This window comes from Desulfatiglans parachlorophenolica, assembly GCF_055394735.1.
In genome coordinates this window covers 3,145,001-3,168,671 of record NZ_AP042460.1, presented here as the reverse complement: position 1 = coordinate 3,168,671, position 23,671 = coordinate 3,145,001, and the positions used below count along the sequence as shown (strand labels likewise).

At 58.8% G+C, this 23,671-nt stretch carries 23 protein-coding genes and 1 rRNA gene (1 of these 24 only partly in view); 20 read left to right on the top strand and 4 right to left on the bottom strand.

The features are described from left to right. Window positions 1–79: 79 nt before the first annotated feature. From ACZ500_RS14835 to ACZ500_RS14825, 3 genes are read right to left on the bottom strand one after another with little or no spacing between them, the layout of a single operon-like run. Window positions 80–745, bottom strand: a complete 666-nt coding sequence (locus tag ACZ500_RS14835) for a GNAT family N-acetyltransferase (protein WP_464228123.1) — start codon at window positions 743–745, stop codon at window positions 80–82. Between the two features lie 4 nt (window positions 746–749). After that, on the bottom strand, window positions 750–1,340 hold the full coding sequence (locus ACZ500_RS14830) for an N-acetyltransferase family protein (RefSeq protein WP_464228122.1): 591 nt from the start codon (window positions 1,338–1,340) through the stop codon (window positions 750–752). Between the two features lie 15 nt (window positions 1,341–1,355). Continuing rightward, window positions 1,356–2,111, bottom strand: coding sequence for a hypothetical protein (locus ACZ500_RS14825; RefSeq protein WP_464228121.1), 756 nt, complete (start codon window positions 2,109–2,111; stop codon window positions 1,356–1,358). A 366-nt stretch (window positions 2,112–2,477) separates the two neighbouring features. On the opposite strand from ACZ500_RS14825, the gene ACZ500_RS14820 reads away from it, so the two are divergent. The 18 genes from ACZ500_RS14820 (at window position 2,478) to ACZ500_RS14735 (ending at window position 21,481) form a co-directional block, all read left to right on the top strand. Beyond that, window positions 2,478–3,713 (top strand): molybdopterin molybdotransferase MoeA, encoded by a 1,236-nt coding sequence (locus ACZ500_RS14820; RefSeq protein ID WP_464228120.1) that lies wholly within the window; start codon window positions 2,478–2,480, stop codon window positions 3,711–3,713. Between the two features lie 17 nt (window positions 3,714–3,730). Continuing rightward, window positions 3,731–5,665, top strand: coding sequence for a molybdopterin biosynthesis protein (locus ACZ500_RS14815; protein WP_464228119.1), 1,935 nt, complete (start codon window positions 3,731–3,733; stop codon window positions 5,663–5,665). 1 nt (window position 5,666) lies between these two features. Beyond that, entirely contained in the window at window positions 5,667–6,047 is a 381-nt protein-coding gene (locus ACZ500_RS14810; RefSeq protein WP_464228117.1) for a winged helix-turn-helix domain-containing protein, read from the top strand. Window positions 6,048–6,113: 66 nt separating this feature from the next. Next, entirely contained in the window at window positions 6,114–6,548 is a 435-nt protein-coding gene (locus ACZ500_RS14805; protein WP_464228116.1) for a VOC family protein, read from the top strand. A 14-nt stretch (window positions 6,549–6,562) separates the two neighbouring features. Beyond that, window positions 6,563–7,558 (top strand): GTP 3',8-cyclase MoaA, encoded by a 996-nt coding sequence (gene moaA, locus ACZ500_RS14800; protein ID WP_464228115.1) that lies wholly within the window; start codon window positions 6,563–6,565, stop codon window positions 7,556–7,558. Continuing rightward, a complete protein-coding gene (mobB, locus tag ACZ500_RS14795; RefSeq protein WP_464228113.1) occupies window positions 7,555–8,157 on the top strand; it encodes a molybdopterin-guanine dinucleotide biosynthesis protein B in 603 nt (200 codons plus the stop codon). Before moaA ends, mobB begins: the two co-directional genes overlap by 4 nt. Window positions 8,158–8,476: 319 nt before the next feature. Continuing rightward, complete coding sequence (tolQ, locus tag ACZ500_RS14790) at window positions 8,477–9,271, top strand: protein TolQ (RefSeq protein WP_464228112.1); 795 nt, start codon at window positions 8,477–8,479, stop codon at window positions 9,269–9,271. Window positions 9,272–9,279: 8 nt separating this feature from the next. Next, window positions 9,280–9,684: a protein TolR gene (gene tolR, locus ACZ500_RS14785; protein WP_464228111.1), complete on the top strand. Its 405-nt coding sequence runs from the start codon at window positions 9,280–9,282 to the stop codon at window positions 9,682–9,684. A 65-nt stretch (window positions 9,685–9,749) separates the two neighbouring features. After that, window positions 9,750–10,676 carry a TonB family protein gene (locus tag ACZ500_RS14780; RefSeq protein WP_464228110.1) on the top strand — a complete coding sequence of 309 codons (927 nt, stop codon included), beginning with the start codon at window positions 9,750–9,752 and terminating at the stop codon, window positions 10,674–10,676. Window positions 10,677–10,704: 28 nt separating this feature from the next. Next, on the top strand, window positions 10,705–12,039 hold the full coding sequence (gene tolB, locus ACZ500_RS14775; protein WP_464228109.1) for a Tol-Pal system beta propeller repeat protein TolB: 1,335 nt from the start codon (window positions 10,705–10,707) through the stop codon (window positions 12,037–12,039). A gap of 563 nt (window positions 12,040–12,602) precedes the next feature. Beyond that, the gene (gene pal / locus ACZ500_RS14770) at window positions 12,603–13,154 is read left to right on the top strand and encodes a peptidoglycan-associated lipoprotein Pal (protein ID WP_464228108.1); all 552 of its coding nucleotides are present in this window, start codon (window positions 12,603–12,605) and stop codon (window positions 13,152–13,154) included. A gap of 403 nt (window positions 13,155–13,557) precedes the next feature. Beyond that, window positions 13,558–14,391 (top strand): tol-pal system protein YbgF, encoded by an 834-nt coding sequence (gene ybgF, locus ACZ500_RS14765; RefSeq protein WP_464228107.1) that lies wholly within the window; start codon window positions 13,558–13,560, stop codon window positions 14,389–14,391. 187 nt (window positions 14,392–14,578) lie between these two features. Next, a complete protein-coding gene (locus ACZ500_RS14760; protein ID WP_464228106.1) occupies window positions 14,579–15,904 on the top strand; it encodes a TolC family protein in 1,326 nt (441 codons plus the stop codon). Between the two features lie 38 nt (window positions 15,905–15,942). Next, complete coding sequence (gene ftsE, locus ACZ500_RS14755; RefSeq protein ID WP_464228105.1) at window positions 15,943–16,599, top strand: cell division ATP-binding protein FtsE; 657 nt, start codon at window positions 15,943–15,945, stop codon at window positions 16,597–16,599. Beyond that, window positions 16,596–17,492 carry a cell division protein FtsX gene (locus tag ACZ500_RS14750; RefSeq protein ID WP_464228104.1) on the top strand — a complete coding sequence of 299 codons (897 nt, stop codon included), beginning with the start codon at window positions 16,596–16,598 and terminating at the stop codon, window positions 17,490–17,492. Before ftsE ends, ACZ500_RS14750 begins: the two co-directional genes overlap by 4 nt. Further along, window positions 17,489–18,634, top strand: coding sequence for a murein hydrolase activator EnvC family protein (locus tag ACZ500_RS14745; RefSeq protein WP_464228103.1), 1,146 nt, complete (start codon window positions 17,489–17,491; stop codon window positions 18,632–18,634). The genes ACZ500_RS14750 and ACZ500_RS14745 overlap by 4 nt, the downstream gene beginning before the upstream one ends. Before the next feature lie 206 nt (window positions 18,635–18,840). Then, window positions 18,841–20,175: a S41 family peptidase gene (locus tag ACZ500_RS14740; RefSeq protein WP_464228102.1), complete on the top strand. Its 1,335-nt coding sequence runs from the start codon at window positions 18,841–18,843 to the stop codon at window positions 20,173–20,175. A 145-nt stretch (window positions 20,176–20,320) separates the two neighbouring features. Then, window positions 20,321–21,481: a divergent polysaccharide deacetylase family protein gene (locus ACZ500_RS14735; RefSeq protein WP_464228101.1), complete on the top strand. Its 1,161-nt coding sequence runs from the start codon at window positions 20,321–20,323 to the stop codon at window positions 21,479–21,481. Between the two features lie 65 nt (window positions 21,482–21,546). On the opposite strand, the gene ACZ500_RS14730 is transcribed toward ACZ500_RS14735, so the two are convergent. Then, window positions 21,547–21,732, bottom strand: a complete 186-nt coding sequence (locus tag ACZ500_RS14730; RefSeq protein ID WP_464228100.1) for a hypothetical protein — start codon at window positions 21,730–21,732, stop codon at window positions 21,547–21,549. A 96-nt stretch (window positions 21,733–21,828) separates the two neighbouring features. Between ACZ500_RS14730 and ACZ500_RS14725 the strand changes: the two genes are divergently transcribed. Both ACZ500_RS14725 and ACZ500_RS14720 read left to right on the top strand, forming a co-directional pair. Further along, a complete protein-coding gene (locus ACZ500_RS14725) occupies window positions 21,829–22,998 on the top strand; it encodes a DegT/DnrJ/EryC1/StrS family aminotransferase (RefSeq protein ID WP_464228099.1) in 1,170 nt (389 codons plus the stop codon). A gap of 208 nt (window positions 22,999–23,206) precedes the next feature. After that, window positions 23,207–23,671: ribosomal RNA gene (locus ACZ500_RS14720) — 16S ribosomal RNA — on the top strand (it continues 1,100 nt past the right edge of the window).

Sequence of the window (23,671 nt, the reverse complement as noted above, 5' to 3'; positions counted from 1 at the left end):
GGATGAGGCGCACATATCAGTGCGCCGCAGTGGCACGGGATGAGCGCGAAGCAGCAGATGGGCGTTTTTCAACGGCCTGTCAGGCGTTTTTCCAGCCGGTGTCCTCCATGTAGCGATCCATATCGAAGCGGACCCATTTGAAGCGTTTCTGCACCGCTTCAGGGATTCGTTCGCCGATGCGGGCCATGAAGAGATTCTCGGGCCGGAGCAGGATGTTGGGCTCGTTGGTCTGGTAGGTCCTGAAACCGAAGGTCGAGAACAGTCCGATCAGCACCTCGCGGTAGCGGATGGGGGTGAGCCTCGTGCCTTCGAGGTCCCAGGTCCAGGAGTATCCGACCATATAAAAGATGCGGTTTTCCTTCAGGGGATGATCGACGAGGGCCCGCAGCATCTCCCGGGCGATGCCGGCGGAGCGCCAGGCGGCGCCCACCTCGATCACGGCGACCTCCATCGTGATCCGCTCGCCGACCCGGGCCCAGCGCTCCTCCTCCGATGGATATTCCAGCAGGGCCACACCCACGATGGCGCCTTCTTCCGTGCAGGCGAGCGTGACGTTCTGCTCCGCCTGCGAGGCGGCTGTAAGCAGGGTCTCCTTGTCCGAGAGGAGCGGCTTGTACGCTGTGTAGCGTTTGAGGGAGGGGTCGAAATCGAACGCCGCGATCGTTTCGGGCCTGCAGAACGAATGAATGTCGACGGGGCCTCTGGGGGTCTGCAGGTGCACGAACTGTGATGGGAAGCGGCTCATCGGCTCAAAAATCGCTCCAGTTCGGATAGAGCGTTCTCGTCATCACCACCGTGATATAGCACAGCCCGTCCGGGCACCTGAAGCCGTCCTCGACAACATACCGTTCGACAAAGGCGCACTTGCCGAGCGCCTCGATCACGTCGTTTTCGAGCCCCATCACGAGGTCCGCGCGGAGGGTCTCGATGTCGAACTCCATGGCCCGGCGAATCAGGTCGAGGGTCATCCACATGCACAGGCCGAGTTTTCGAAACGGGGGCAGGAGCGCGAGCTGCAGGGTACTCGTGTGGCGGCGGCCGCCGTAGCCGGGGCGCAAAATGGTGCCGAATCCCACCACTTTGTCTTCATAAAGGGCTAGGATGCCGAATGTGCGGCCCTCCAGATGCCGATCGATCCAGCCTTCTATAATGCCCCGTTCGCATGGATTCTCATCGAAGCGCCAGCGCTCGATGAGCGGCAGTTTCTGAAAGAGTCCGAGCAGCCCGTCGGCGTCCGCCTTCCCGGGGGGGCGGATGAGCACCTCACGACCGTCCGGCAGGAGGATCTCCTTGGGGTATTTTCTGTCGATCGATGTGTGAAATCCGCTCAACGCTCCCATTGCCGCGGCGTCCTTTCAATCGTTCCCCGCCACGGCCCCGGACCGCACCAGGAGATAGCGGTCGGGCTCGAGGCGGGCGAAAAGGGCGGCGCCGGGGCAGGGCGCCACCCGTTTGACCGGGTAGGCATCCCCCAGGATCTGGTAGATCTCGAGGCAACAGGAGCACAAGTGGGCCGTGCGGTCGATGGAATAAGGGACGATCCGCCCTGCTTCCTCGATGAAGAAGCGCGGACGGATGAAGTTGGCGTGGTTGGCCGTGTGGGTGAGGAAGAGCGCATTGAAATGGGATTCCTCGGAACCCATGCGGTGCGCCCAGCGGAGATAGATCGCTTCCTCGCGCGGCAGGACGTTGAGCCAGGCCGGAGGCATCCGTGCCTTCAGCATGGGGTCTTCGAGAAGGGCGCGCTTGTCCTCCTTGTCGGCCAGGCGGGGCGGAGTGAAGTCCGATTCGGTGACGACCGAAGCGAGACGGTCTTCATAGCCGGGCAGGGCTGCAGCACTCACGACCGCGTGCAGGCCGTCCTTGTCGGAGGTATGGTACCACGCGCCGGCGCGTTTGCAGGTATCGTCCCAGACCTCGGGTGCCACGGTGCTGATCCGGTTGAACGAGTCGAACGGCGTGCAGACGACGCCTTTGGCAGCCTTCACCTTGATGCCTTCGGCGGTGAGGTCCTCCCTCAAACGGGCCGCATCCTCCGGCGTGAGCCAGTAAATGAACTTTCTGTAGGGGCCGGTGCGTTTGCCTTTGAGATCCGGCTTTGCGGGCTGCATATCTTTACCTCACCCCATTATTTTGGCGTTCGGTCAAGCGCCTTGAGTTCACTGTAAGGATGCTCATGCACACGGCATCGTGTCTTCGATGAGTCGTGAAGGCCTTGTAAAGGCATTCCGAAAAGTTCCCAAACGGATCATGCCACAGGGGCGTCTGAATGGCAACCTTGCAGGGATGGGCCTTTTCCGTGTGGATCCCGCAGGGGGATCGCGGGGTTTTTCTGTTTGAATCGCTATGTTTTTTGTGACATAATCGATACAAATCAGGATGGGTCCGCTTTTTCCAAGGGGAGAATATTTATCCACCGGAGCCGGTCAGCCCTCGCTGTTCGAACGGCAGGCGGATTCGATCTGGAGCTTTCGAGCATGGAATCTTTTTTCAAACTGAGAACGACCGCCGACGTCCTGGCGCTGATCGATGGGTTCGATCCGCTGGAGGAAGAAAGCCTGCCGATCGACAAGGCCCTCGGCCGCATCCTGAGCCGCGATTTCGAAGCACCGGAGGACCTGCCGACCTTTTTCAGATCCGCGATGGACGGGTATGCCGTCCGGGCCAGGGACACCTTCGGCGCCTCCGAGGGGCTTCCGGCCCTCCTCAATCTGGCGGGCGAGGTCCGGATGGGCGCCGCTCCGGAGGTGAATGTCGGAGAGCAGGAGGCCGTGCGGATCGCGACCGGCGGCATGCTCCCCGAAGGTGCCGACGGGGTGCTTATGGTCGAGTACGCGGAGATGCTGGACGAAACCACGCTCGAGGTCTCGCGGCCGATCGCTCCCCTTGAAAACGTCATCCAGCCTGGAGACGATTTCAGGAAGGGCGCGCTGGTGATCCCCAAAGGCGCGCCTTTGCGCGTCCAGGAGATCGGGGCGCTCGGCGGACTCGGATGCAGCCGGGTTTCTGTTCACCGGCGCCCGCTGGTGGGGATCGTTTCGACCGGGGACGAACTTGTCCCTTGTGATTCCATACCGGCCCCCGGACAGGTGAGGGACATCAACCGGCACACCCTCGAGGCGTTCTGCCGCCGCCGCGGTGCCGAGCCCCGGTACTTCGGGATCTGCCCGGACCGGTTCGAGACCCTCGAGGGCATGATGAGGGAGGCCCTGGGGTTTTGCGACACCGTCTGGATATCGGGGGGGAGTTCGGTCGGCATGCGCGACCTGACCCTCTCTGTCCTCGAGGCGTTGCCGAGTTTCGAACTGCTCGTGCATGGCATCTCCATCAGCCCCGGCAAGCCGACCATTCTAGGCCGGTGCGGCGGCAAGCCCGTCGTTGGGTTACCCGGGCATGTCGCCTCGGCCCTGGTGGTGGCGGAGGTCTTTCTACGCCCGCTGCTCGGGAGGCTTTCCGGGGTGGCCGCGGGGGCTCAGGAGTGGCCGAAAGAGGTCTCGGCCCGCCTGTCGCGCAATATCGAATCCGTCACAGGGCGTGAGGATTACGTCCGCGTCAGGCTTTTCGACGACGTCGGCACCCGTGCGGCTGAACCCGTTTTCGGGAAATCCGGCCTCATATCCACGCTGATCCGCGCCGACGGCCTTGTGAAGATCGGTCTGCACACCGAGGGGCTCTATCAGGGGGAGACCGTGCGCGTCCTGTTGTTCGAATGACGGAAGGAGGGCGGGAGTTGAAGAGAAACGTCTATCTGGACATGAAGACTATCGAGGAGGCGCAGGGCCTTTTCCTTGAGCGTTTCGGCCGCGGCCGGCGAACGGAGTCCGAGCGCGTCGAGGTCCGGGAGGCCTTGGGGCGGATCACGGCCGAGCCGGTTTTCGCCCGCTGGTCTGTGCCGACCTACCACTCGGCGGCCATGGACGGGGCGGCGGTCCGTGCCGCGGATACCTACGGGGTGACCGAGACGCGGCCGCGCCGGCTCGAGATCGGAAAGGACGCCGTCTGGATCAACACGGGCCAGCCCATGCCGGCCGGGTTCAACGCCGTTGTCATGATCGAGAAGATCCACACCGTGGACGCGGAGCGGATCGAGATCAGGGCGTCCGCTTACCCCTGGCAGAACGTGCGTAAGGTGGGCGAGGATGTCGTCGCGAGCCAGCTGCTCTTTACGCAGGATCACCGGATCCGGCCCTATGACATCGGGGCGCTGATCAGCGCGGGGGTCTTCGAACTGCCGGTTCGGCGTCGTCCGCTGGTCGCGATTATCCCGACAGGCACCGAGATCATTCCTTTCGAGGAGGCCCGGAAGATCGATGCGCCCGAGGGCACGCAGATCGTGGAGTCCAATGCGCACCTCCTCTCGGCCCTGGTCGAGGAGTGCGGCGGCGAGGCCGTGATCTGTCCGGTGGCGCCGGATCAGGAGGACCGCATCCGTCAGGCGCTTCAAGATGCCCTTGATCTCAACCCCCATCTGGTGATAGTCAATGCAGGATCATCCGCCGGCAGCAAGGACTTCTCCGCGCATGTCATCGGTTCGATGGGCGAGATCCTGGTCCACGGCGTGGCGATGATGCCGGGAAAGCCGACCATCCTCGCCGATGTCGGCGGCAGACCCGTTGTGGGCAACCCCGGGTACGCCGTCTCGTCGGTTCTCTCCTTCGAGCATTTTGTGAAGCCTCTCCTTTACCGCCTGCAGGGGCGGCGCTTGCCGGCGAGGGAGACGGTAGCGGTCATGCCGGTGAGGGACATCCCTTCGAAACCGGGCGTCGAGGAGTTTCTGCGCGTCAATATCGGCAAGGTAGGCGATCGCTACGTCGCCGTGCCGCTGCCGAGGGCGGCGGGCTCCATCACGAGCCTGACCCGGGCCGAAGGCCTGATCCGGGTTCCTTTGCTGACGGAGGGGATCTCCCGGAAGGAGACGGTGGAGGCGACGCTCCTCGTGGATCGTGAGGAGTTGAGCCAGACCGTGGTGATGATCGGAAGCCACGACATGACCATCGACATCCTGGCCGATGAGTTGCGGCGGCTGGGGTTGCCGGCCCGGATCGTCTCTGGGAACGTGGGAAGCCTGGGCGGGTTGCTGGCGCTCAAGAAGGGGTCGTGCCACATGGCCGGATCCCATCTCTTGGACGTGGAGTCGGGCCGATACAATCTGCCCTACATCGAGCGGTACCTGAAAGGGGTGCCGGTGAGTGTCTTCCACTTTGCCTTGAGGGATCAGGGGCTGATGGTGGCCAAGGGCAACCCCAAGGGGATCGGGGGCCTTCAGGATTTGACGCGGCCGGACGTTTTGTTCGTCAACCGGCAGGCCGGTTCGGGGACGCGCGTCCTCCTGGATTACAGCCTCCGGTCGGCCGGCATCGATCTTGCCGCCGTGCGGGGGTACGATCAGGAGGAGTTTACGCACACGGCGGTGGCGGTGGATGTCCTGAGCGGGGTGGCGGATTGCGGGATGGGGATCTTCGCCGCCGCCAGGGCGCTCGACCTCGATTTCATCCCCGTCGTGCGGGAGCAGTATGACGTGGTGGTGATGCGGGAGGCGCTCGAATCGCAAGCGGTCCGGGTGACGATCGAAACGATGCGGTCCGATGATTTTCGGCGGCGCGTCACGGCGATGGGGGGTTATGACCCGTCTCGAAGCGGTGAACTCTGGCAGGAGGTGGGCTGACGTGGAGGAGCGCAAAGGACAGCCGGACAGGGAGAGTGCCGAGGTCCTGCGGTTGAAGACGCGGCTCTGGATTGTAGACGAGAACGATCGCATCATCATGGGCGAGGGCCGGAGAGAGATCCTCGAAACGATCGACCGGACGGGCTCCATCAACCAGACGGCGAAGCTCATGAAGATGTCCTACAAAGCGGTCTGGGGCAAGATCAAGGCGACCGAAAAGACGCTCGGCCGGCGCATCGTGCACACCGACCGCAAAGAAGGGACCCATTTGACCGATGCCGGACGGGAACTTCTGGAAAAGTACCGGGTCCTGAAGGAGCAGTGCATCGCCGAAGAAAACCGGATGTTCTCGAAGCTATTCAAGGGGCAGGCGCCGAGTTGAGCGGGAGCTTCGGATCGAACGCAGACCGGGCGCTCGGTTGCGGGCGCTCCCGATGAGGAGGAAATCATGAAGGTCAACAAGCTGGATCACATCTGCATCGCTGTCAGGGATCTGGATGCGGCCAAAAAGGTGTGGGAGCCGGTTCTCGGCAAGGGCGGCCCGGACGATGCCTATGTCGACGAGCCCGAGAAGATCCGTGTGGCGCGCTACTGGGTCGGGGAGGCGGGCTTCGAACTGATGGAGTCGACCACTCCGGACGGACCGGTGGCCAAGTGGATCGACAAGCACGGTGAGGGTGTGATGCTCGTGAGCCTGAACGTCGACGATACCCGCAAGGCCGTCGATGAGCTTCAATCGCGGGATTATCCCTTCATCCCCGCCCCGAGCGGAGAGGTGGCAAGGCCCTTTCGGGATTGCGAGTTCGCGTTCATTCATCCCAAAAAGGTAAACAACGTGCTGCTCGAAGTGATCGACTACAAATGGGATGAATTGAAGAAATAGACCGAGGATTTACGATGTCCAGCCAAATGGTTTCTGTTCCGGCCTCCCGTACAATCAATTATCTGCGCGTCTCGATAACGGACCGATGCAATCTGCGCTGCTGCTATTGCATGCCGGAGGACGGCGTGCCGGTGATGCCGCACAAAGAGATCCTCTCCTACGAAGAAATGCTTCGCCTGATCGGGGTGTTCGTAACGGCCGGGATCCGGAAGGTCCGCATCACCGGCGGCGAGCCGCTCGTTCGGAAGGAGGTCGTGGACCTGCTTGCCCGGCTGCACCGGATGCCGGGATTGGAAGAGGTCACGCTGACGACCAACGGGGTGCTCCTGAACGAGTTCGCTGCCGACCTCAAGAAGAGCGGTGTCAGCCGCCTCAACATCAGCCTCGATTCCCTCAAACGGGAGCGTTTTGCGCAGATCACACGGCGAGACCGGTTCGAGGAGGTTGTTGCCGGGATTCAGCTTGCCGAACGCCTCGGGTTCGATCCGATCAAGATCAACGTGGTGATGATGCGGGGCGTGAACGATGACGAGATCGGGGATTTTTTTCGGGTGGCCAAGGAGCGTCCGTATCAGGTCCGTTTCATCGAGTATATGCCTGTCGGCGCCGACAACAGTTGGGATCCGGCCCAATTCATCTCGTCGAAAGAGATCTACGAGGAAATCTCCCAGTTCGGCCGGCTGGAGCCGCTGACGCCAGGGTTGCTCGACGGCCCCGCACGGTGTTACCGGGTCGTCGACGGGGCCGGTCAGATCGGTTTCATCAGCGCATTGAGCGATCACTTCTGTGAGCGCTGCAACCGCCTGCGCCTTACGGCGGACGGACAGCTGAGGACTTGTCTTTTCTCCGACGCCGAGGTGTCTCTCAAGACCCCGTTGCGACAGGGTCGCTCGGATGAAGAACTCCTTGCCCTCATCAGAGAGGCGATCAGGAACAAGCCGGAGGGACACGGGCTGCAGCGGGTGCGTCCAGAGGCCTGCATGCGGCAGATGTCCCGCATCGGTGGATGATTTTCTTCGAGGCCCTGTGCCGCGGCACTTGCCCCGCCATCCCGAGGGCCTTTGCCATCTTCGAAAGGAGTGTCGATACGACGATGCCCGAAACGATCGCCGCGCCGCCGGTGGTTGCATTTGTCGGCTGGTCGGATGCGGGGAAGACGACCTTCATCGAGAAGCTGATCCCAGCCCTGGTGAAATCCGGCCTCCGTGTCGGGACCATCAAACACGACCGGCACGGCTTCGAGATGGATCGGCCCGGAAAAGACAGCTGGCGCCACAAGCAGGCGGGCGCCGTCACGACGCTCATCTCCTCCCCGGTCCGGATCGGGATGGTGCAGGATGTGGATCACGACTACACCCTGGACGAGCTGCTCCCCTTTTTTCGGAACGTGGACCTCGTTCTGGCCGAAGGTTACAAGCATGAGGCGAAGAACAAGATCGAAGTGTTTCGGCCCCCTTCCCCGGATTCCAAACCCCTCTGCGTGAACGACTCCCGCCTGATCGCCCTGGTGAGCGACCTGCCGATGGACCTCGGCGTGCCGCGCTTCGGTCTGGAGGATGCGGGCGCCATGGCGCAGTTCCTGGCAGCCTTTTTCGACCTTTCCCCGTAGAAATAGAACTCACCCGTTCTTGGGCAATGCGAGAGATTTTTCTTGTATCTTTATATTTGAAAAATTACAATAAACGGTTATGGATTTAGAGCCTCCTCCAGTGTGAACATGGAAAAGTTCATCTACGGGAGGCTTTCGTGTATCCTGAAGATGTCGCACCCGGGAGTGATCCCGCAGCTCGGCTCGCCTTTGCGGTGCCGAGGGAGGCGATGAACCCGCCCCTCGGGAAAAGAACGGCTGGTTGCGCGGCGGGCTTGGGTAAGATGAGAGTACACCGCTTTGGGGGAGAGGTTGGCCGGAGTTCGGCCGGGGAGAGAAAATGATTCAGGTTCCATTGATCGTCCAATGGCCCGTCGGCATCTTCGAGGTGGGCGCCGCTGGAGGAGATATCCTCCACATGGTGGTCAACGCCGGGCTCATGGTCAAACTGGTGCTGCTTATATTGCTGATTTTTTCGATTATTTCGTGGGCCATCATCCTGATAAAGGCGCGTCTTCTCCGCAAGGCCCGCAAGGAGACGGAGAGCTTTCTGGATCTGTTCAAGGAGGGTCTCGAACTCAAAAAGATATTTACGGCGGCCGAAAACTACGCCTACAGCCCGGTGGCGCGCCTATTCAGATCCGGTTATGCGGAATTCAATCGGTTGAAGAAGATAGAAATCTCTCTGGCAGGGGATGAGGAGCATGCCCCCGATTCCGGGGCCCTGGTCTGGTCCAAGCAGACCATGATGGACAATCTGAAGCGCGCCCTGGAAAAGGAAGTGATCGAGCAGGTGAACCGGTTCGAGGATTCCCTCGGCTTTCTGGCGACCACCGGGAACACGGCGCCTTTTGTGGGGCTTTTCGGGACTGTCTGGGGTATCATGGAGTCATTCCGCTCCATCGGTCTCAAGGGGGCGGCGAATCTCGCAGTGGTTGCACCGGGGATCTCCGAGGCCCTGGTGGCGACGGCGACAGGCTTGGCAGCCGCCATCCCGGCGGTCGTGGCCTTCAATGCCTTCAACCAGCGGGTTACCGCATTGAAGGTGGATATGGATATTTTTACGGCCGATTTCCTGAGCATGGTAGAACGGCAGTTGCTCAAACGCCAGGGCATCGGTCGGCCGGTGCGCTAGAGGATGCCATGGGTCACGTCGGCGATCAAAAGAAGTTCATGTCGGAGATCAACGTCACCCCCTTGGTGGATGTGATGCTGGTGCTTCTGATCATCTTCATGGTGACAACACCCATGCTCATGCAGGGGGTCGATGTCAATCTGCCCAAGACCGATTCCCGCCCCATCAAGACGAAAGAGGATCCGCTTATCATCACGATACAGAAAGACCGGAAAATCTTGCTGGAAGACCATGAGATGCAGATGGAGGGACTGGAAACGAAAATCAGCAAGATCTTCGAGAACAGGCGGGACAAAGAGGTGCTCCTTCGCGCAGACCGTGACGTGTCTTACGGCTTTGTCATGCAGGTCATCGCGCGGGTCAAGGCGGGGGGGATCGATAAACTCGGCATGGTAACCGAACCACTCGATTGAGGCCTGGAATGTCCTGGGAAATGCACGGGCGGGCCGCGGGGGCGATACAGCCGAAGTGGCCGGCGATGCTGCTGATTTCGGCCTTGCTCCATGTGTGTACGTTCGGGGTGATCCTGCTCGTTCCGGGAGCGGTGCCGACGCGCGACATCAAGGGGTCGATCTATGAGGTGAATCTGGTGGATTTGCCGAACAGGCTCGGTTCCCCCGAGAAGTCGGCGAAGGCGGAGAAGGGAGACTCGGCCGCGCCGAAGCCCGCTGCGGCGAAGGTTGCCGCACCCAAACCGGCTGCGCCGAAACCGGCGGTCGTGCCTAAGCCTCTGCCGCCGCAACCGCCGGCCGTCAAGAAAATCGCCCCAATTGAAAAAACACCGGAAAAGGTCATTCCGATCGCCAAACGGACGATCGAAAAACCCGTCAAGGCTGACAAGCCCCCGGAGAAGACGCCTGCCGAGCGGATCGACCAGGCGCTTTCCAAAATCGAAAAGCAGGCGGCGGAGAAAAAGAGAAGGGAAGATGCAGAGCGTGCGAGGCGCGAGGCAGCGGAGCGTGCAAAGCAGGAGGCGAAGAAGGCGGCGGCCAGGGATGACAACTTGATCGACAACGCCGTGGCGCGCCTTGAAGAGCGGATGCGGACGACCGGCGGCAGCGGGGAGGGGGGGGCTTCCGGCGGCGGGTCGGTGCAGGGGATTTCCTTGGCCATCTACGAGATGGAGGTAACGAACTGGATCAAGAGTAACTGGTCTTACCCGGTCGCGCTGACGGAGCCCGAGCAGCGGAAGGACCTGGTGGCGGTTGTCCTTGTGAAGGTCAAGAGCGATGGGTCGATTCTGGATGTCATGCTGAGGGAGCCTTCGAAAAGCTCCGTGTTCGATCAGTCAGTGCTGAAGGCGGTCGAGCGGTCCGATCCGCTGCCGCCGTTTCCGGAAGGATTCAAACGGCTCGTTGAGGAGTTCGAAATTAAGTTTAATCTGAGCGAATTCGAAGGGATGTAACCTTTTGCTCGGTAAGGGGTTGGATAGGATGTCTTCTGTTTTTTCGCTGAGCCGGTTGGCCGGGGCGGTTGCAGCCAGGGTGCTGTTCATTCTCGGAGTGGTGTTTTTTCTTTTTCCTCTGGATGTCTCAGCCCGTTTCTATATCGATATCAATGCGCCATCGACGCCTCGATTCAAGATCGCCATCCCAGATTTTCTCAATCTGGGGAGTGAGGCTCCAAAGAGCGCCTTCACGGATCCGCTGGACCGGATCCTGTCCAATGATCTTGATCTGAGCGGGTTTTTCGAGCCCATGGACAAAGGCGCGTTCCTCGAAACGCCGGGGGCGGGCGGGGGCCTGGATGTGACGGAATTCAAAAATTGGTCGGTTATCGGGGCCGAGCTTCTCCTGAAAGGCGGGTACCGTCTGGATGGGGACGACCTGCAGATCGACGTGAAGCTCTACGATGTGTTCTCCGGCCGCCAGATCCTGGGGAAACGGGTGGCCGGCCGCACTGCGGGCCATCGGTATCTGGTTCACCAGCTGGCGAGCGAGATCATCAAACTGCTTACCGGGAATGGAGGGATGTTTCAGAGCAAGCTGGCCTTTGTCGGAACGGCGACCGGGAACAAAGAGATCTATGTATGCGACTTCGATGGCTATAACCCTGTCGAGATCACCCGTGACAGGAGCATCGCGCTGCTTCCGCGATGGTCTCCCGAGGGCGGGACCATTCTCTTCAACTCTTACAAAGACGGCGGCGGGCCCAAGCTCTACCTCAAGCAGTGGCCTGGCGGAGGCGTCAGGCGGATCTCCGGTGATACCGGTCTGAACATCGGCGCCGCATGGGCCCCTGACGGGAAAAGCATTGCCTTGACCCGCAGCAGCAAAGGGAACCCGGATATTTTCCTGATCGATCCGGCGGGAAAGAAGATCAAACAACTGACCAACCATTGGGGCATCGATGTTTCGCCGACTTTCTCGCCCGACGGGAGCCGCATCGCCTTCGTTTCGAACCGGTCGGGGTCCCCTCAGATCTATGTAAAGGACCTCCGTTCCGGCTCCGAAGAACGGATTACGTTCGATGGCAATTACAACACGTCGCCCTCGTGGTCTGGCCTGAACCGCATTGCTTATGTGTCTATGCAGGACGGGAATTTCGATATCCACGCCGTCGACCCCGACGGGAGGCGGATGATGCGTCTGACGGACGGCCAGGGAAACAACGAGGATCCCTGCTGGTCTCCCGATGGGCGTTATCTGGCGTTTAGTTCGAACCGTACCGGGCGCTATCACATATATATGATGAGTGCAAATGGTCAGAATCAGAAGAGGCTTACCTCCAGCGCAGGTGAGCAGACCGCACCGTCGTGGGCCCCTTAGCCGCGGCGGCTGTGTTTGGCAGGTTGTTTATGGGGCTGATTTATCCTGAAAGCGGAAAAAGACCGCGGCCGGTTCTTCCGGCGCCCATTCGAAAACAGGACTCACCGCAAAGATGATTTTGGATCCGGAAAAGAGGATTCTCGCCGATGTTCAGAAAATCGATCCATGCGTTGGAGATGTTCTTCCCAGTTGCTTCACAGGCAAACGCACCGGTTGATTCACGTCTGGACAAGGCCGAAAAACCAGTTCCCGGATGAGAGCGGCTTCGTATGAGGACATGTTTTTTGTCTGGGCACTATCGTGGTACCCATCCAGAACCTTTCGGACTTTTTTGAGGCTTTGGGGCACGATGCAATGGGAGGGGCCGACTTGTGAAAGGAGGGATGTGGAGACCCTTGAAATGCAGGGGTCAACATGCTAGAAGTGAGCTGTTGGAAACAGCGGATGCCCTGGAACGGCGTCGCAAGCCGTTTCGAGGCTGGTAGAGAAGAGTGGATTGGAAGGCCGGCCGGATAGGTGGCCGGAACTGTCTCGGACAGAAATTCTTAGGAGGTGGAGTTGAAATGTTTGCAAAACGGTTATTCAATGCGGTGTTTTGTCTGATCCTGGGTGTGGCTCTTTTGTCAACCGTGTCATGCGCCAAGAAGCAGGTCGCGGTGTCCGATGCCACAGGAGAAGCTGTAAAGTCCGGAATGACGGATGACAGTGCAGCCAGAGAGGCCGAACGCGCCCGTATGATGGAACTCGAAAAGGCCCAAAGGATGGCGCAGCAGGTCGAGGCTTTTCAGAACGAGCGGATCTACTTCGATTTTGACCGGTCCGATCTCAGGTCTGAAGCCAAAGTCATTCTGCAGAAAAAGGCCGAGTGGCTGAGGGCGAACACGGAATACCGCCTGGTTGTCGAGGGGCATTGTGACGAGCGTGGCACCAGCGAGTACAACCTTGCACTGGGCGATCGGCGCGCCAATACGACGAAGGATTATCTCATGGCGCTCGGCGTGGATGACATGCGCATTTCCACCATCAGCTACGGGGAAGAGAAACCCTTGGATCCGGGGCACAGTGAAGAAGCGTGGAGCATGAACCGGCGCGCTGAATTCCGCCTGAACAAGTAGTGTCCATCCTGAAAGGATTTTCGGGCACGAATGGGTTTCCAGTCCAGAAGCAGGGAGGTTAAGGGCTCCGTATCCGCTGTTTCGTATCAGGTTCGCAGAGGCGGCCCGGGCGATGCTGGATGCGCAACCCGCCGGATCGTTGGTTGGGTTCGGACCCTGGCCGTTTCTGGATGGAAACCGGATAAGGCGGCAGGTTGATTGTCCCGAAGCGGGAGTTTGTTTATCGAGAACGAGGGGTGGCGCCGGACCGTGGTTTGTGCTCCACCCCTCGTTCGCGTCGGAGAGGAAAGAGGTTTTTACCTCGATCCGTTATGTTGAAGGTCGTCTGTCGGATGGGGGGTAGGAAGGCATGCTGATATCTGGCCGGATCGGAAGCGGTGGAGTGTTATGCGTTTGTGTGCTTATGACGGTGTTCTTTTTCGGCTGTGCTAGCAGCCAGGACGTTCTCTATCTGAATGACCGGCTTGCGGCACTGGATCAACGGTTGACCCAGATGCAGGAAAAGGTCGAGAAGGAGCAGCCCGGTGAATTGAGCGCTGTCCGTGCCACGCAGACGGACATGATGACCGATCTCGGGCGGGTCAAGAGCGAAGTTCAGGAATTGCGAGGCATGACCGAGGAGAATCAGTACCTGCTCAAGCATGGTTCGCTTAAACCAGGTGTGGGGGAAGACCGGTCGACCACTGGCATCGAGGATCTCAGCCGGCGCGTGGCGGTGCTCGAAAAGGGATTGCGCCAGGTTCAGGGCTACCTGAATCTCGAGGAGACTTCGGAGGCCCCGGCTGCGGCTCCGGCCGAAAAGCCGGCGGATCCGGCCGCGGGTGAAAGGCCGCCGGCCGTTGTCGAGCCGGTGAAGCCGCTGCCATCTGATCAAGTCCTGTACGATCAGGTCCTGGGGGAGTTTCGTGCGGGGCAGTATGAAAAGGCGATCCAGGGGTTCAACGCCTTTCTGGCCGAATACCCGAAGTCTTCGCTTGCGGATAATGCGCAGTTCTGGATAGGCGAATCCAACATGGCTCAGAAACAGTATGAACAGGCCATCCTCGCCTATCAGAAGGTCATCAAGAATTACCCGAACGGTAACAAGGTTCCGAGCGCTATGTTGCGTCAGGCTTTGGCCTTTTACGAAATCAACGACAAGACCAGTTCGCATCTGCTGCTCCGTCAGATCATGAAGAAGTATCCCAATTCGCCGGAGGCCAAGATCGCTAAATCCAAACTCGAAACACTGAAGTGAAAGGATGCGGGGGAGTCCGTTTGGGAACCTTGCGCGAGCCGGGCCTTGGAAAGAATGTTTTTCTGAAGACTGGATAGAGCGCCGAATGGGGCAGGGGAGGGTTTCAGGGCGGTTGAGGTCGTTAAGGACCGAAAAGGGCACTTACGGCGGGGAGAGATGTGCCGAATCAAGGACCTGGAGGCTGAAGATGACGGTTGATCGGTCGATCTTGCTGACGCTGATGTTGATAGGCGCCGTGATGTGGGGCGGCGTTGCTGCATGGGCGGAGGATCAAAACGTTTACACCCTGGACCGCAGCATTGCCGAGGCGATGGCACACAATCCCGATCTTTTGGCGACGATGGAGACGAAAACCCAGGCCGAGATGGTGAAAAAACAGAGCAGGACGGAGTTTTTGCCTAAGGCTGGCACCACTTACGGCTATACCCGTTTTGACGAGGCTCCTCAATTCCGCTCCGATCTTCTGCCGGGCGTCCAGGTCAAGGTGGGCACGGCCGACAATTATCAATGGAAAGCAACGGTGACCCAGCCCCTCTTTACAGGCTTCGCTCTGACAAGCGCCTACGAATTGGCCAAGTTAGGGGTCGATCAGTCCGAGCTGAACATCGCCAGGTCGAGGTTGGACCTGGTATTGAGCGTCAAGGAAGCGTATTTCAACGTGCTGATTGCGGACAAGGCGGTGCTGGTGGCCGAGCAGGCCGTGCAGTCCCTCGAATCCAACCGGAATGTCGCTGACAACTTTTACCAAGTGGGGATTATCCCTGTCAACGACTTGCTGAAGGCGGAGGTCGAACTGGCCAATGCACGACAAAAGCTCGTGGCAGCTCGGAATGCGGCCGTTCTGGCGCGGGCGGCCTTCAACAACGTTTTGGGCAGGCCGATTGCTCTTCCGGTGCAGGTGCGGGATATCCTGGCCTATTCGCCCGAAGAAGGCGATTTTGAGGCGTATGTTTCGAAGGCGCTGAAGACCCGCCCCGAGATGAAGCTGCTCGAAACCAGCATCCTCCAGGTCGAACAGGAAAAGCGCCTTGCCGCAAGCGACTATTATCCCGATGTCGTTCTCAGTTACGATTATATCAAAGAAGGGGATTCCCCCGATGTGTCCGGCAGCCCCTATCACGAGGCCAACAGCTGGCAGATTACGGCCGGTTTGACCTGGACCTTCTGGGAGTGGGGCAAGACGCGCTATGCCGTCCACGAAAAGGAGAGTGCACAGAGAGAGCTGCTTCACACAAAGCGGTCTCTGGAGGAGGGCATCGGTCTGGAAGTGAGAAACGCCATGCTGGATATCAGCACCGCGGCGGAGAATATCCCCACGACGGAGAGGGCACTGCACCAGGCCGAGGAGAACCTGCGTGTCAACGAGGAGCGCTACAAGGCGGAGGTCACCACGATCACGGAGGTTCTCGATGCGCAAACCCTCCTGACCGAGGCGCGGGTCAACCGTTACAGGGCCTTGTACAACCACAACCTCGCCAAGGCCAGACTCCAGCGTGCTGTGGGGCTTGAGTGACATGACGATCTTTCCCGGAGGCTGTTGAGGGTTTTGCGATGATCCAGCTTTTCCGGTTGACCAAGAGTTTTGGGACGTGCATCGCCCTCAGGGATGTGGATCTGACGCTGAACAGCGGGGAGTTCGTCTTTTTGACCGGGCCGAGCGGCGCCGGCAAGACGACCCTGCTACGGCTGATTTTCGGCTCCGAGATGCCCACGAGCGGTGGGATTCTCATCAACGGTATCAACCTGAGCCGGATCAGCCGGTCGAATCTCGATCTGCTGCGCCGTAAGATCGGCTTCGTGTTTCAGGATTTCAAGCTGCTCCCTCGCAAAACCGTTTTCGATAATGTGGCTCTGGCGCTGGAGGTATGTGGTGAGCGGTCCGGGATGATCCGCAAAAAGACCCACCAGACGCTTCGAGCCTTGGGTCTGGCGGATAAGGAGTCGATGTTCCCGTTGGAGCTGTCGGGGGGGGAGCAGCAGCGGGTGGCGATAGCACGGGCGATCGTCAAGGATCCGCTCATCCTGCTGGCCGATGAGCCTACCGGCAATCTGGACTGGGATCTGACGCTGGAGATTATGCATGTCTTGCGCAAAATCCACGCGAAAGGGACCACTGTGATCCTTGCCACCCACAACCGTGAACTTCTGGAAGAGATGGGACATCGACGGATCAGACTCGAGCGGGGTGTCGTTCTGGATGACCTATGAAAATCTATCTGATCGTTTATCTATTTCGTCAAGCGATGGCCGGGCTGCGAGCCAACCGGATGGTGCAGGTGATCGGGATAGGCACGATGACGGTATCGCTCCTGATCTTCGGATTTTTTCTTCTCCTGTTCGCCAACCTCAATACCTGGGTCCGCGGTTGGGGCGACAGCCTTTTTGCCTCGGTCTACATTCGGAATGATGCAGGAGAGGCAGCAAAGAGGCAGGTCGAGGCTCTCATCGCGTCTTTCGAAGGGGCTGAATGCGTGCGCAGCGTGTCGAGCGATGAGGGGATGCAGCTTTTGAGGAGGGCGCTCGGGGATCAGAAAGAGATTCTCGACCGTTTGCCGAATCCGAATCCATTGCCCACCGGCCTGGACGTGGTTTTCAGGGCGGCTGATGTAGATGGGACGGACCTCCTGGAATTCAAGCGAAGCGTCGAAGCCCTCCCCGGTGTCGACGAGGTCGTGTTGAGCGAAGATTGGCGTGGGCGAGCGCACGGCGTTCTGGATGTACTGAGGATCGGGGGCGGCGTGCTGGGGGGGCTCCTGGGAGTGGGGGTGCTTTTTATCGTCGTCAATACCATCAAGTTGACGATTTATTCGCGCCGGGAGGAGATCGAGATCTTGAAGCTGGTCGGAGCTACCGACTGGTTCGTGAAGATGCCGTTCCTTCTCGAGGGGTTGACGCAGGGGATTTTGAGCGGAGCGGCGGCTCTGGGGATCCTGTATCTGAGCTATCTGGCCTTTTCCGTGAGGGATATCCGGTGGATGGATATTCCCGTTCTGGAGGTCGTGTTTATTCCGCCGCAGATGTTGATGGCCGTTTTCGCAGGCAGCGTGCTCCTGGGAGTTTTTGGAAGTCTGATTGCTGTAAGCCGTTTCTTTGACGTATGAAGGGCTTCGATACCGTTGGCTGGATTTTCAGGGTGGGGATGGCCCTGAGCGCCTTCTGGGTTTCGGCTCCGGCCGGGATGTCCGGAGCGGCGGACAGGGAGGTGCGCCGGCTCGAACATATCGAGGCCCAGCTTTCTGAGGAGACGCAGAAGCTCGAGACTGTCCAACTGCGGGAAAAGGATCTGCTGGCTGAATTGTCCGCTCTGCAGGAGGAGGTTAGATCCGGCGAAGCGGCCTTGGGTCGCCTGAGGAAGGAACAGCAGGCATCGCAGCAGGAAATCGAATCGCGGAAGGAAACCCTGGCAAGGATGGAGGAGGCGGCCGCTGACATCGGAGAGCAGCTTGGCCGGAGGTTGACCGTCTTTTACAAGTTTGCTCGGGAAGGGTATCTAAAAACGGTTTTCGCCTCCCAGGACCTGCGTGAACTGTTGCACCTGATCAAGTATCTGAAGACGATTGTTCGTCAGGACGGACAGGAGTTGGAATGGCTGGTTGAAGAGTCATCTGCCTGTATGCAGAGAATAACCGAACTCGATGCCGGGTTGGATGAGGCCCTGGAGGAGTATCGGGCGCTCGAACAGCAGGCCGTTTCAATGGAGCAGGCCCTGGATGGAAAGGTCCTTGTACTCGTGAAAATTCATCAGGAAAAGGATTTTTACGAAACGGCCGTAAGTGAACTCGAGTCGGCCGCCAAGGAAATGAAAGACCGGTTTTCGGCATTGAAGGAGGAAGAATCGCCGTCGAAAGAAGGTTCTTTCTTGGATTTTGAGAGGGCAAGGGGGAGTTTGCAACCCCCTTTGCCGGGCGAGATCGTTTCCGCCCGTGCCTTCTTGGGGAAAAGCGACGTGGATAAGCGCAAAGGCGTCTTCATCCGCGGGGACGAGGACGCGGTGAAAGCGGTTTTCCCCGGCCGGATTGATTTTTCTGGAAGGCTGAAAGGTTACGGTGATATGATTATCATGAATCACGGCCGCCGATTTTACACCGTCATGGGTCAGTTGGCCGAGCGGCGTAGAAAGGCGGGTGAATGGGTGGAGGCGGGGGAGGTCGTCGGTTCGGTAGCGAGCGGAGGTCCGCTCTACTTCGAGATCAGGTCGGGAACCGAGAACCTCGATCCTCGGGAATGGTTCGGTTTGCCATGACAGCATGCCCTTCCGGCGGACCTATACGGAGTGCCGGGTGCCTCAGATACAGGCAGGGCGACCGTCTCATTTCCGGATTGCCATCGTGGTCGTGCCGGATAACCGTTTCCGGATGGAAACTGGGTGCTACCGGGAAATCATTTCCGGATGGACACAAGGAATAAAATGGGCGGCGCCCCTCTTGCGCTGGGGGCGAGGAGAAGCGAATGCATCTGTTTTCTAAAAGATTCGGCAGGTATTTCGGCTTGGCGTGCCTGGTCATCTTGGGGTCTTTCCTTTTGAACGGCCGGCATGATTCGGTACGCGCCGGGACCGACGATGTCTACAAGAACCTCGAGATCTTCGCGGAGGTCCTGCGAGAGGTGGAGAAGAGTTATGTGGAGCCGAAGGATGCTCAGACCCTGATTTACGGGGCTATCAAAGGGATGGTGGGGAGCCTCGATCCGCATTCATCGTTCATGACGCGGGAGGAGCACCAGGAATTGATGCAGGAGACCCAGGGGAGTTTTATGGGGATTGGCGTCGAGATCACGCTGAAAGACGATGTGTTGACCGTCGTTTCTCCCATCGAGGGAACCCCGGCGTATGATGCCGGGTTGCAGGCGGGCGACAAGATCATCAAGGTGGAAGACAAATTCACCAAGGATATGACGCTTACCGAAGCGGTCAAAATGATCCGCGGCCCCAGGGGAACAGAGGTCCATTTGACCATCATCCGGGAGGGGGAAAAGGCGCCCATGGAATTCGCCATCAAAAGGGATATCATCCCCCTGAAAAGCGTCAAGACCTTCAAACTTTCCCCAGACATCGGTTATGCGCGGGTTTCCAATTTCCAGAGCAAGACGGCGGAGGAGCTTTCTCAGGCGCTTGACGGCCTGGAGGAAAAAGGGGAACTGAAAGGGCTCATCCTCGATTTGCGGAACAATCCCGGCGGGCTGTTGTCTCAGGCCATCGATGTCTCGGACCTGTTTCTCGATTCCGGATTCATCGTGACCACGAAAGGGCGCATTTCCGCGCAGAACATCGAGGCGAGCGCCCACCGGGACGGTCAGCCGAGGCTGTATCCCATAGCGGTTCTGGTGAATGGAGGGAGTGCCAGTGCGGCTGAGATCGTGGCGGGGGCTCTGCAGGACAACGGCCGGGCCCTGGTTGTGGGCACCAGGACATTTGGCAAAGGGTCGGTCCAGACCATCCTGCCGCTCTCGGACGGGTCCGGTTTGAGGCTGACCACCTCCTTGTATTATACTCCCAACGGCCGGTCGATCCAGTCGAGCGGGATTGTGCCGGATGTGGAGGTCCCTTTCGTCAGATCCGACGAGGAGCACAACAAAGAAGACCCTTCGCTCACGATGCGTGAGGAGGACTTGGAGGGGCACCTCCCGTCCGAGAAGCCTGACGCGGCGGAAGGACCTGCAAAGGATTCCAAAGACCCGGGTGAGGATGCTGGGCAGGTTCTCCTCGAAAAGGACAATCAGGTTCGGTATGCCTTGGATCTGCTGAAAAGCTGGAATGTTTTTTCGAAGATAAAGACGGCGTCGTGAGTCCGCCTGAGCGGGACCGAAAAGAGGAGATCCGTGGCTGATCCACTGTGTTGGACAGCGGGCGACTGCAGCGGGGCCCGGTATTGGTGGCTGGTTGGGAGCGAAGAGGAGAACGAAAAGAAAGCCCAAAAAGCGCACAAGGCGATTGAACTACCGCCCCTTGACCGTCGGGCTTCTCATCTCGTTCTTTGCCTTGGTGGTGTTCTCGTTATGGGTGTTCCGGGACAAGGGGTTTACCGAGAATGCCGTTGGGAATATCCCGCCTTTCGAGGAGGTCGCAAAGGTACCCGAAGGCTTTCGCGATGCAGTCGGGGCGATCGACAGATCTGTTTATCGCGTGCTTTTCGACTCCGGCATCGAGGAGAGGAGCGTTTCATTCGAGCGGGTCACCCCTCAGCAGCACGATGGGATCGTGTGGGATTTTGCGGAGTTGTCGGTTCGCTGTTCGAATGAGGAGTCGGCCAGGAGGCTGGCGCATGCGCTGGCTCAGAACGCGGATGTCTACGATACCCCCAAGATCCGGGGGAGGATTCTGTCTTCCACCGGCGGGCGCATGCTGGTCGAGATCAGCAAAGACAATCTGCGCACCCATCTGATCTCGCTTGTGTGGGGCATTCCGAAGGATCGGGAAATTCCGCGCCATCCCAAGATCGCAATCGTCATCGACGACATCGGTTATGACCAGCGAATGGCATCTTCCCTGATGTCTTTGGATTTTCCATTGAGCCTTTCCATCCTGCCGTACGCCCCTTTTTCGAGGGAGGCTATCGAGGGGGCCGAAGAGAGAGGGCTGGAGGTGCTCTTGCATCTGCCGATGGAGCCGAAGGGTTACCCGGAGGTGGATCCTGGGGAAGGGGCGGTGCTGCTGAGGATGGATGAGGCACAGATCCGCGGTGCTCTGGATCGGGCCCTTGCACGGGTGCCCGGCGTCAAGGGCGTCAACAATCATATGGGATCCGCCTTCAGTGAGGACAGGGAAAAGATGCGGGTCTTGCTGACGTGTTTGCTGGCGCACGGGCTGTATTATCTGGACAGCCGCACGAGCCCGCGGAGCGTCGCCATCGATCTGGCGGGTGATCTCGGGCTCGCGGCCGTGAGCCGAAACGTTTTTCTCGATGACGACCCGTCTTTGCCGGCTGTCCAGACACAGATGGAGCGTCTGCTGAGTCTTGCCCGGCACAGCGGTTCGGCCGTCGGAATCGGCCATCCGCATGAATCGACCCTGAAGGTTTTGCAGGAATTCGCCCCCCTGATTTGCCGGGAATTTGAGGTGGTGGCTGTTTCGGAACTGGTACACGACCGTTGAGTCGGCCGCAGGGCGGGTCTTCGGCACAGCGAATCGTCGATTGGAAACCGGGTTGTGCCGGGAAATCATTTCCGGATGGATACTAATTGGTTTCCATCCGGAAATGATTTCGCGGTAGAACCCAGTTTCCAATCCGGAAATGAGGATTTTTGGCCAATATCAAGGAAATCAAGCGTTTGTGCGGAGGCGACCTGGTGGTCGCCGCACAAGCAAACGTGCAGATCGACGCCGAGATTGGCCAAAAAGACCATTTCCGGATGGAAACTAATTGGGTCGGGCGAGGCGCGTGCTGATGCTGCCCGGGCGGAAACGGTGATCGGCCCAAAGGCGGAGAAAGGGAGAGACTTTTGAAGGTTCCATTGCTTGATCTGAAGATGCAGTATGCCCAGATTCGTGGTGAAGTGGACCAGGCCTTGAAGGAGGTCTGCGAGTCCCAGCAGTTCATCCTCGGACCGGTGGTCAGTCAGTTGGAGGGCCGGATTGCCAACTATTGCGGGAGTGCGTATGCGGTGGGGGTATCTTCGGGAACGGATGCCCTCATCATGGCTCTGATGGCCTGCGGAATAAACAACGGCGATATGGTGATTACGACGCCTTTCACCTTTTTTGCGACCGTAGGGTCGATTGTTCGGATGGGAGCGACGCCCTTGTTCGTTGACATCGACGAGAAGACCTACAATATAGATGAGAGGTTGTTGGTCGAAACGCTCGATCGGATGCCTTACGACCTGCGCGGCAGGGTCAAAGCGATCGTGCCGGTTCATCTTTTCGGCCAGTGTGCGGCTATGGCCCCCATCCTGGAGGTCGCAGGGAGATGCGGGCTTGCCGTTATCGAGGATGCGGCGCAGGCATTGGGCGCCGAATACCGTTTCCCTTCGGGTGCAAGGCGGAGAGCCGGTGCCATGGGGCAGATGGGGTGCTTTTCCTTCTTTCCATCCAAAAACCTGGGGGCCTTCGGGGATGCGGGAATGGTTACCACCAATGACGAGGAACTCGCCGCGAAGCTCAGCCTGCTGCGCGTTCACGGAGCGAGGACAAAATACCTACATGATGTGCTTGGCGGGAATTTCAGGCTGGATGCGATGCAGGCTGCGGTTCTGCAGGTCAAGTTGCGGTATCTGGACCAATGGACGGCCGGCAGGCAGCGCAATGCGGGCATCTACCGTCGTCTGTTCGAAGAAAAGGGCCTCCAACATATTGTTTTACCGTTTGAAAATACACCCCGGCATATTTATAATCAATTTGTCATAAAGGTTCCCTCTGAGCGGGATTCATTGAAAACCTTCTTAAACGAGCGGGGGATCGGGTGCGAGATATACTACCCGGTTCCGATGCATATGCAGCCCTGTTTTTCGAGCCTTGGGCACGAGCCCGAAGACTTTCCCGTGGCCCTGGAGGCTTCGAACAGAACCCTCGCGCTTCCTATCTACCCGGAGCTGGAGGAGGGTCAGCTCGCCTATGTCGTTGATAAAATAGTTGAATTTTACTCATCCAAAAAAATGGCAAAAATAATCTAGATGGGGTGATTTTTTTTGTTGACAGGATAAAATCGGCGGGGTATAAGCATACTTTCTTTGGCGCACAAAAAAAAGTTCTTGACACGGTCCAAAGAAAAAGCTAATCTTCAAATCACAAATCGAACGGATTCTTTGCTCTTTGAAAACTAAATAGTGATGCCGCTGTAGGCCCTTTCGAAATGATAGGGCCACGAGCCCTAAGATGATTTAAGTGGAGAGTTTGATCCTGGCTCAGAACGAACGCTGGCGGCGTGCCTAACACATGCAAGTCGAACGAGAAATTCCGGCTTCGGCTGGGAAAGTAAAGTGGCGCACGGGTGAGTAACGCGTGGGTAACCTGCCCTTGAATTCGGGATAACTCCGCGAAAGCGGTGCTAATACCGGATATCGTCCCTTTGACTTTGGTCATAGTGATGAAAGGTGACCTCTTCATGAAAGTTGCCGTTTAAGGAGGGGCCCGCGTACCATTAGCTAGTTGGTGAGGTAACGGCTCACCAAGGCTGCGATGGTTAGCTGGTCTGAGAGGATGATCAGCCACACTGGAACTGGAACACGGTCCAGACTCCTACGGGAGGCAGCAGTGAGGAATTTTGCGCAATGGGGGAAACCCTGACGCAGCAACGCCGCGTGAGTGAAGAAGGCCTTCGGGTCGTAAAGCTCTGTCAAGTGGGAA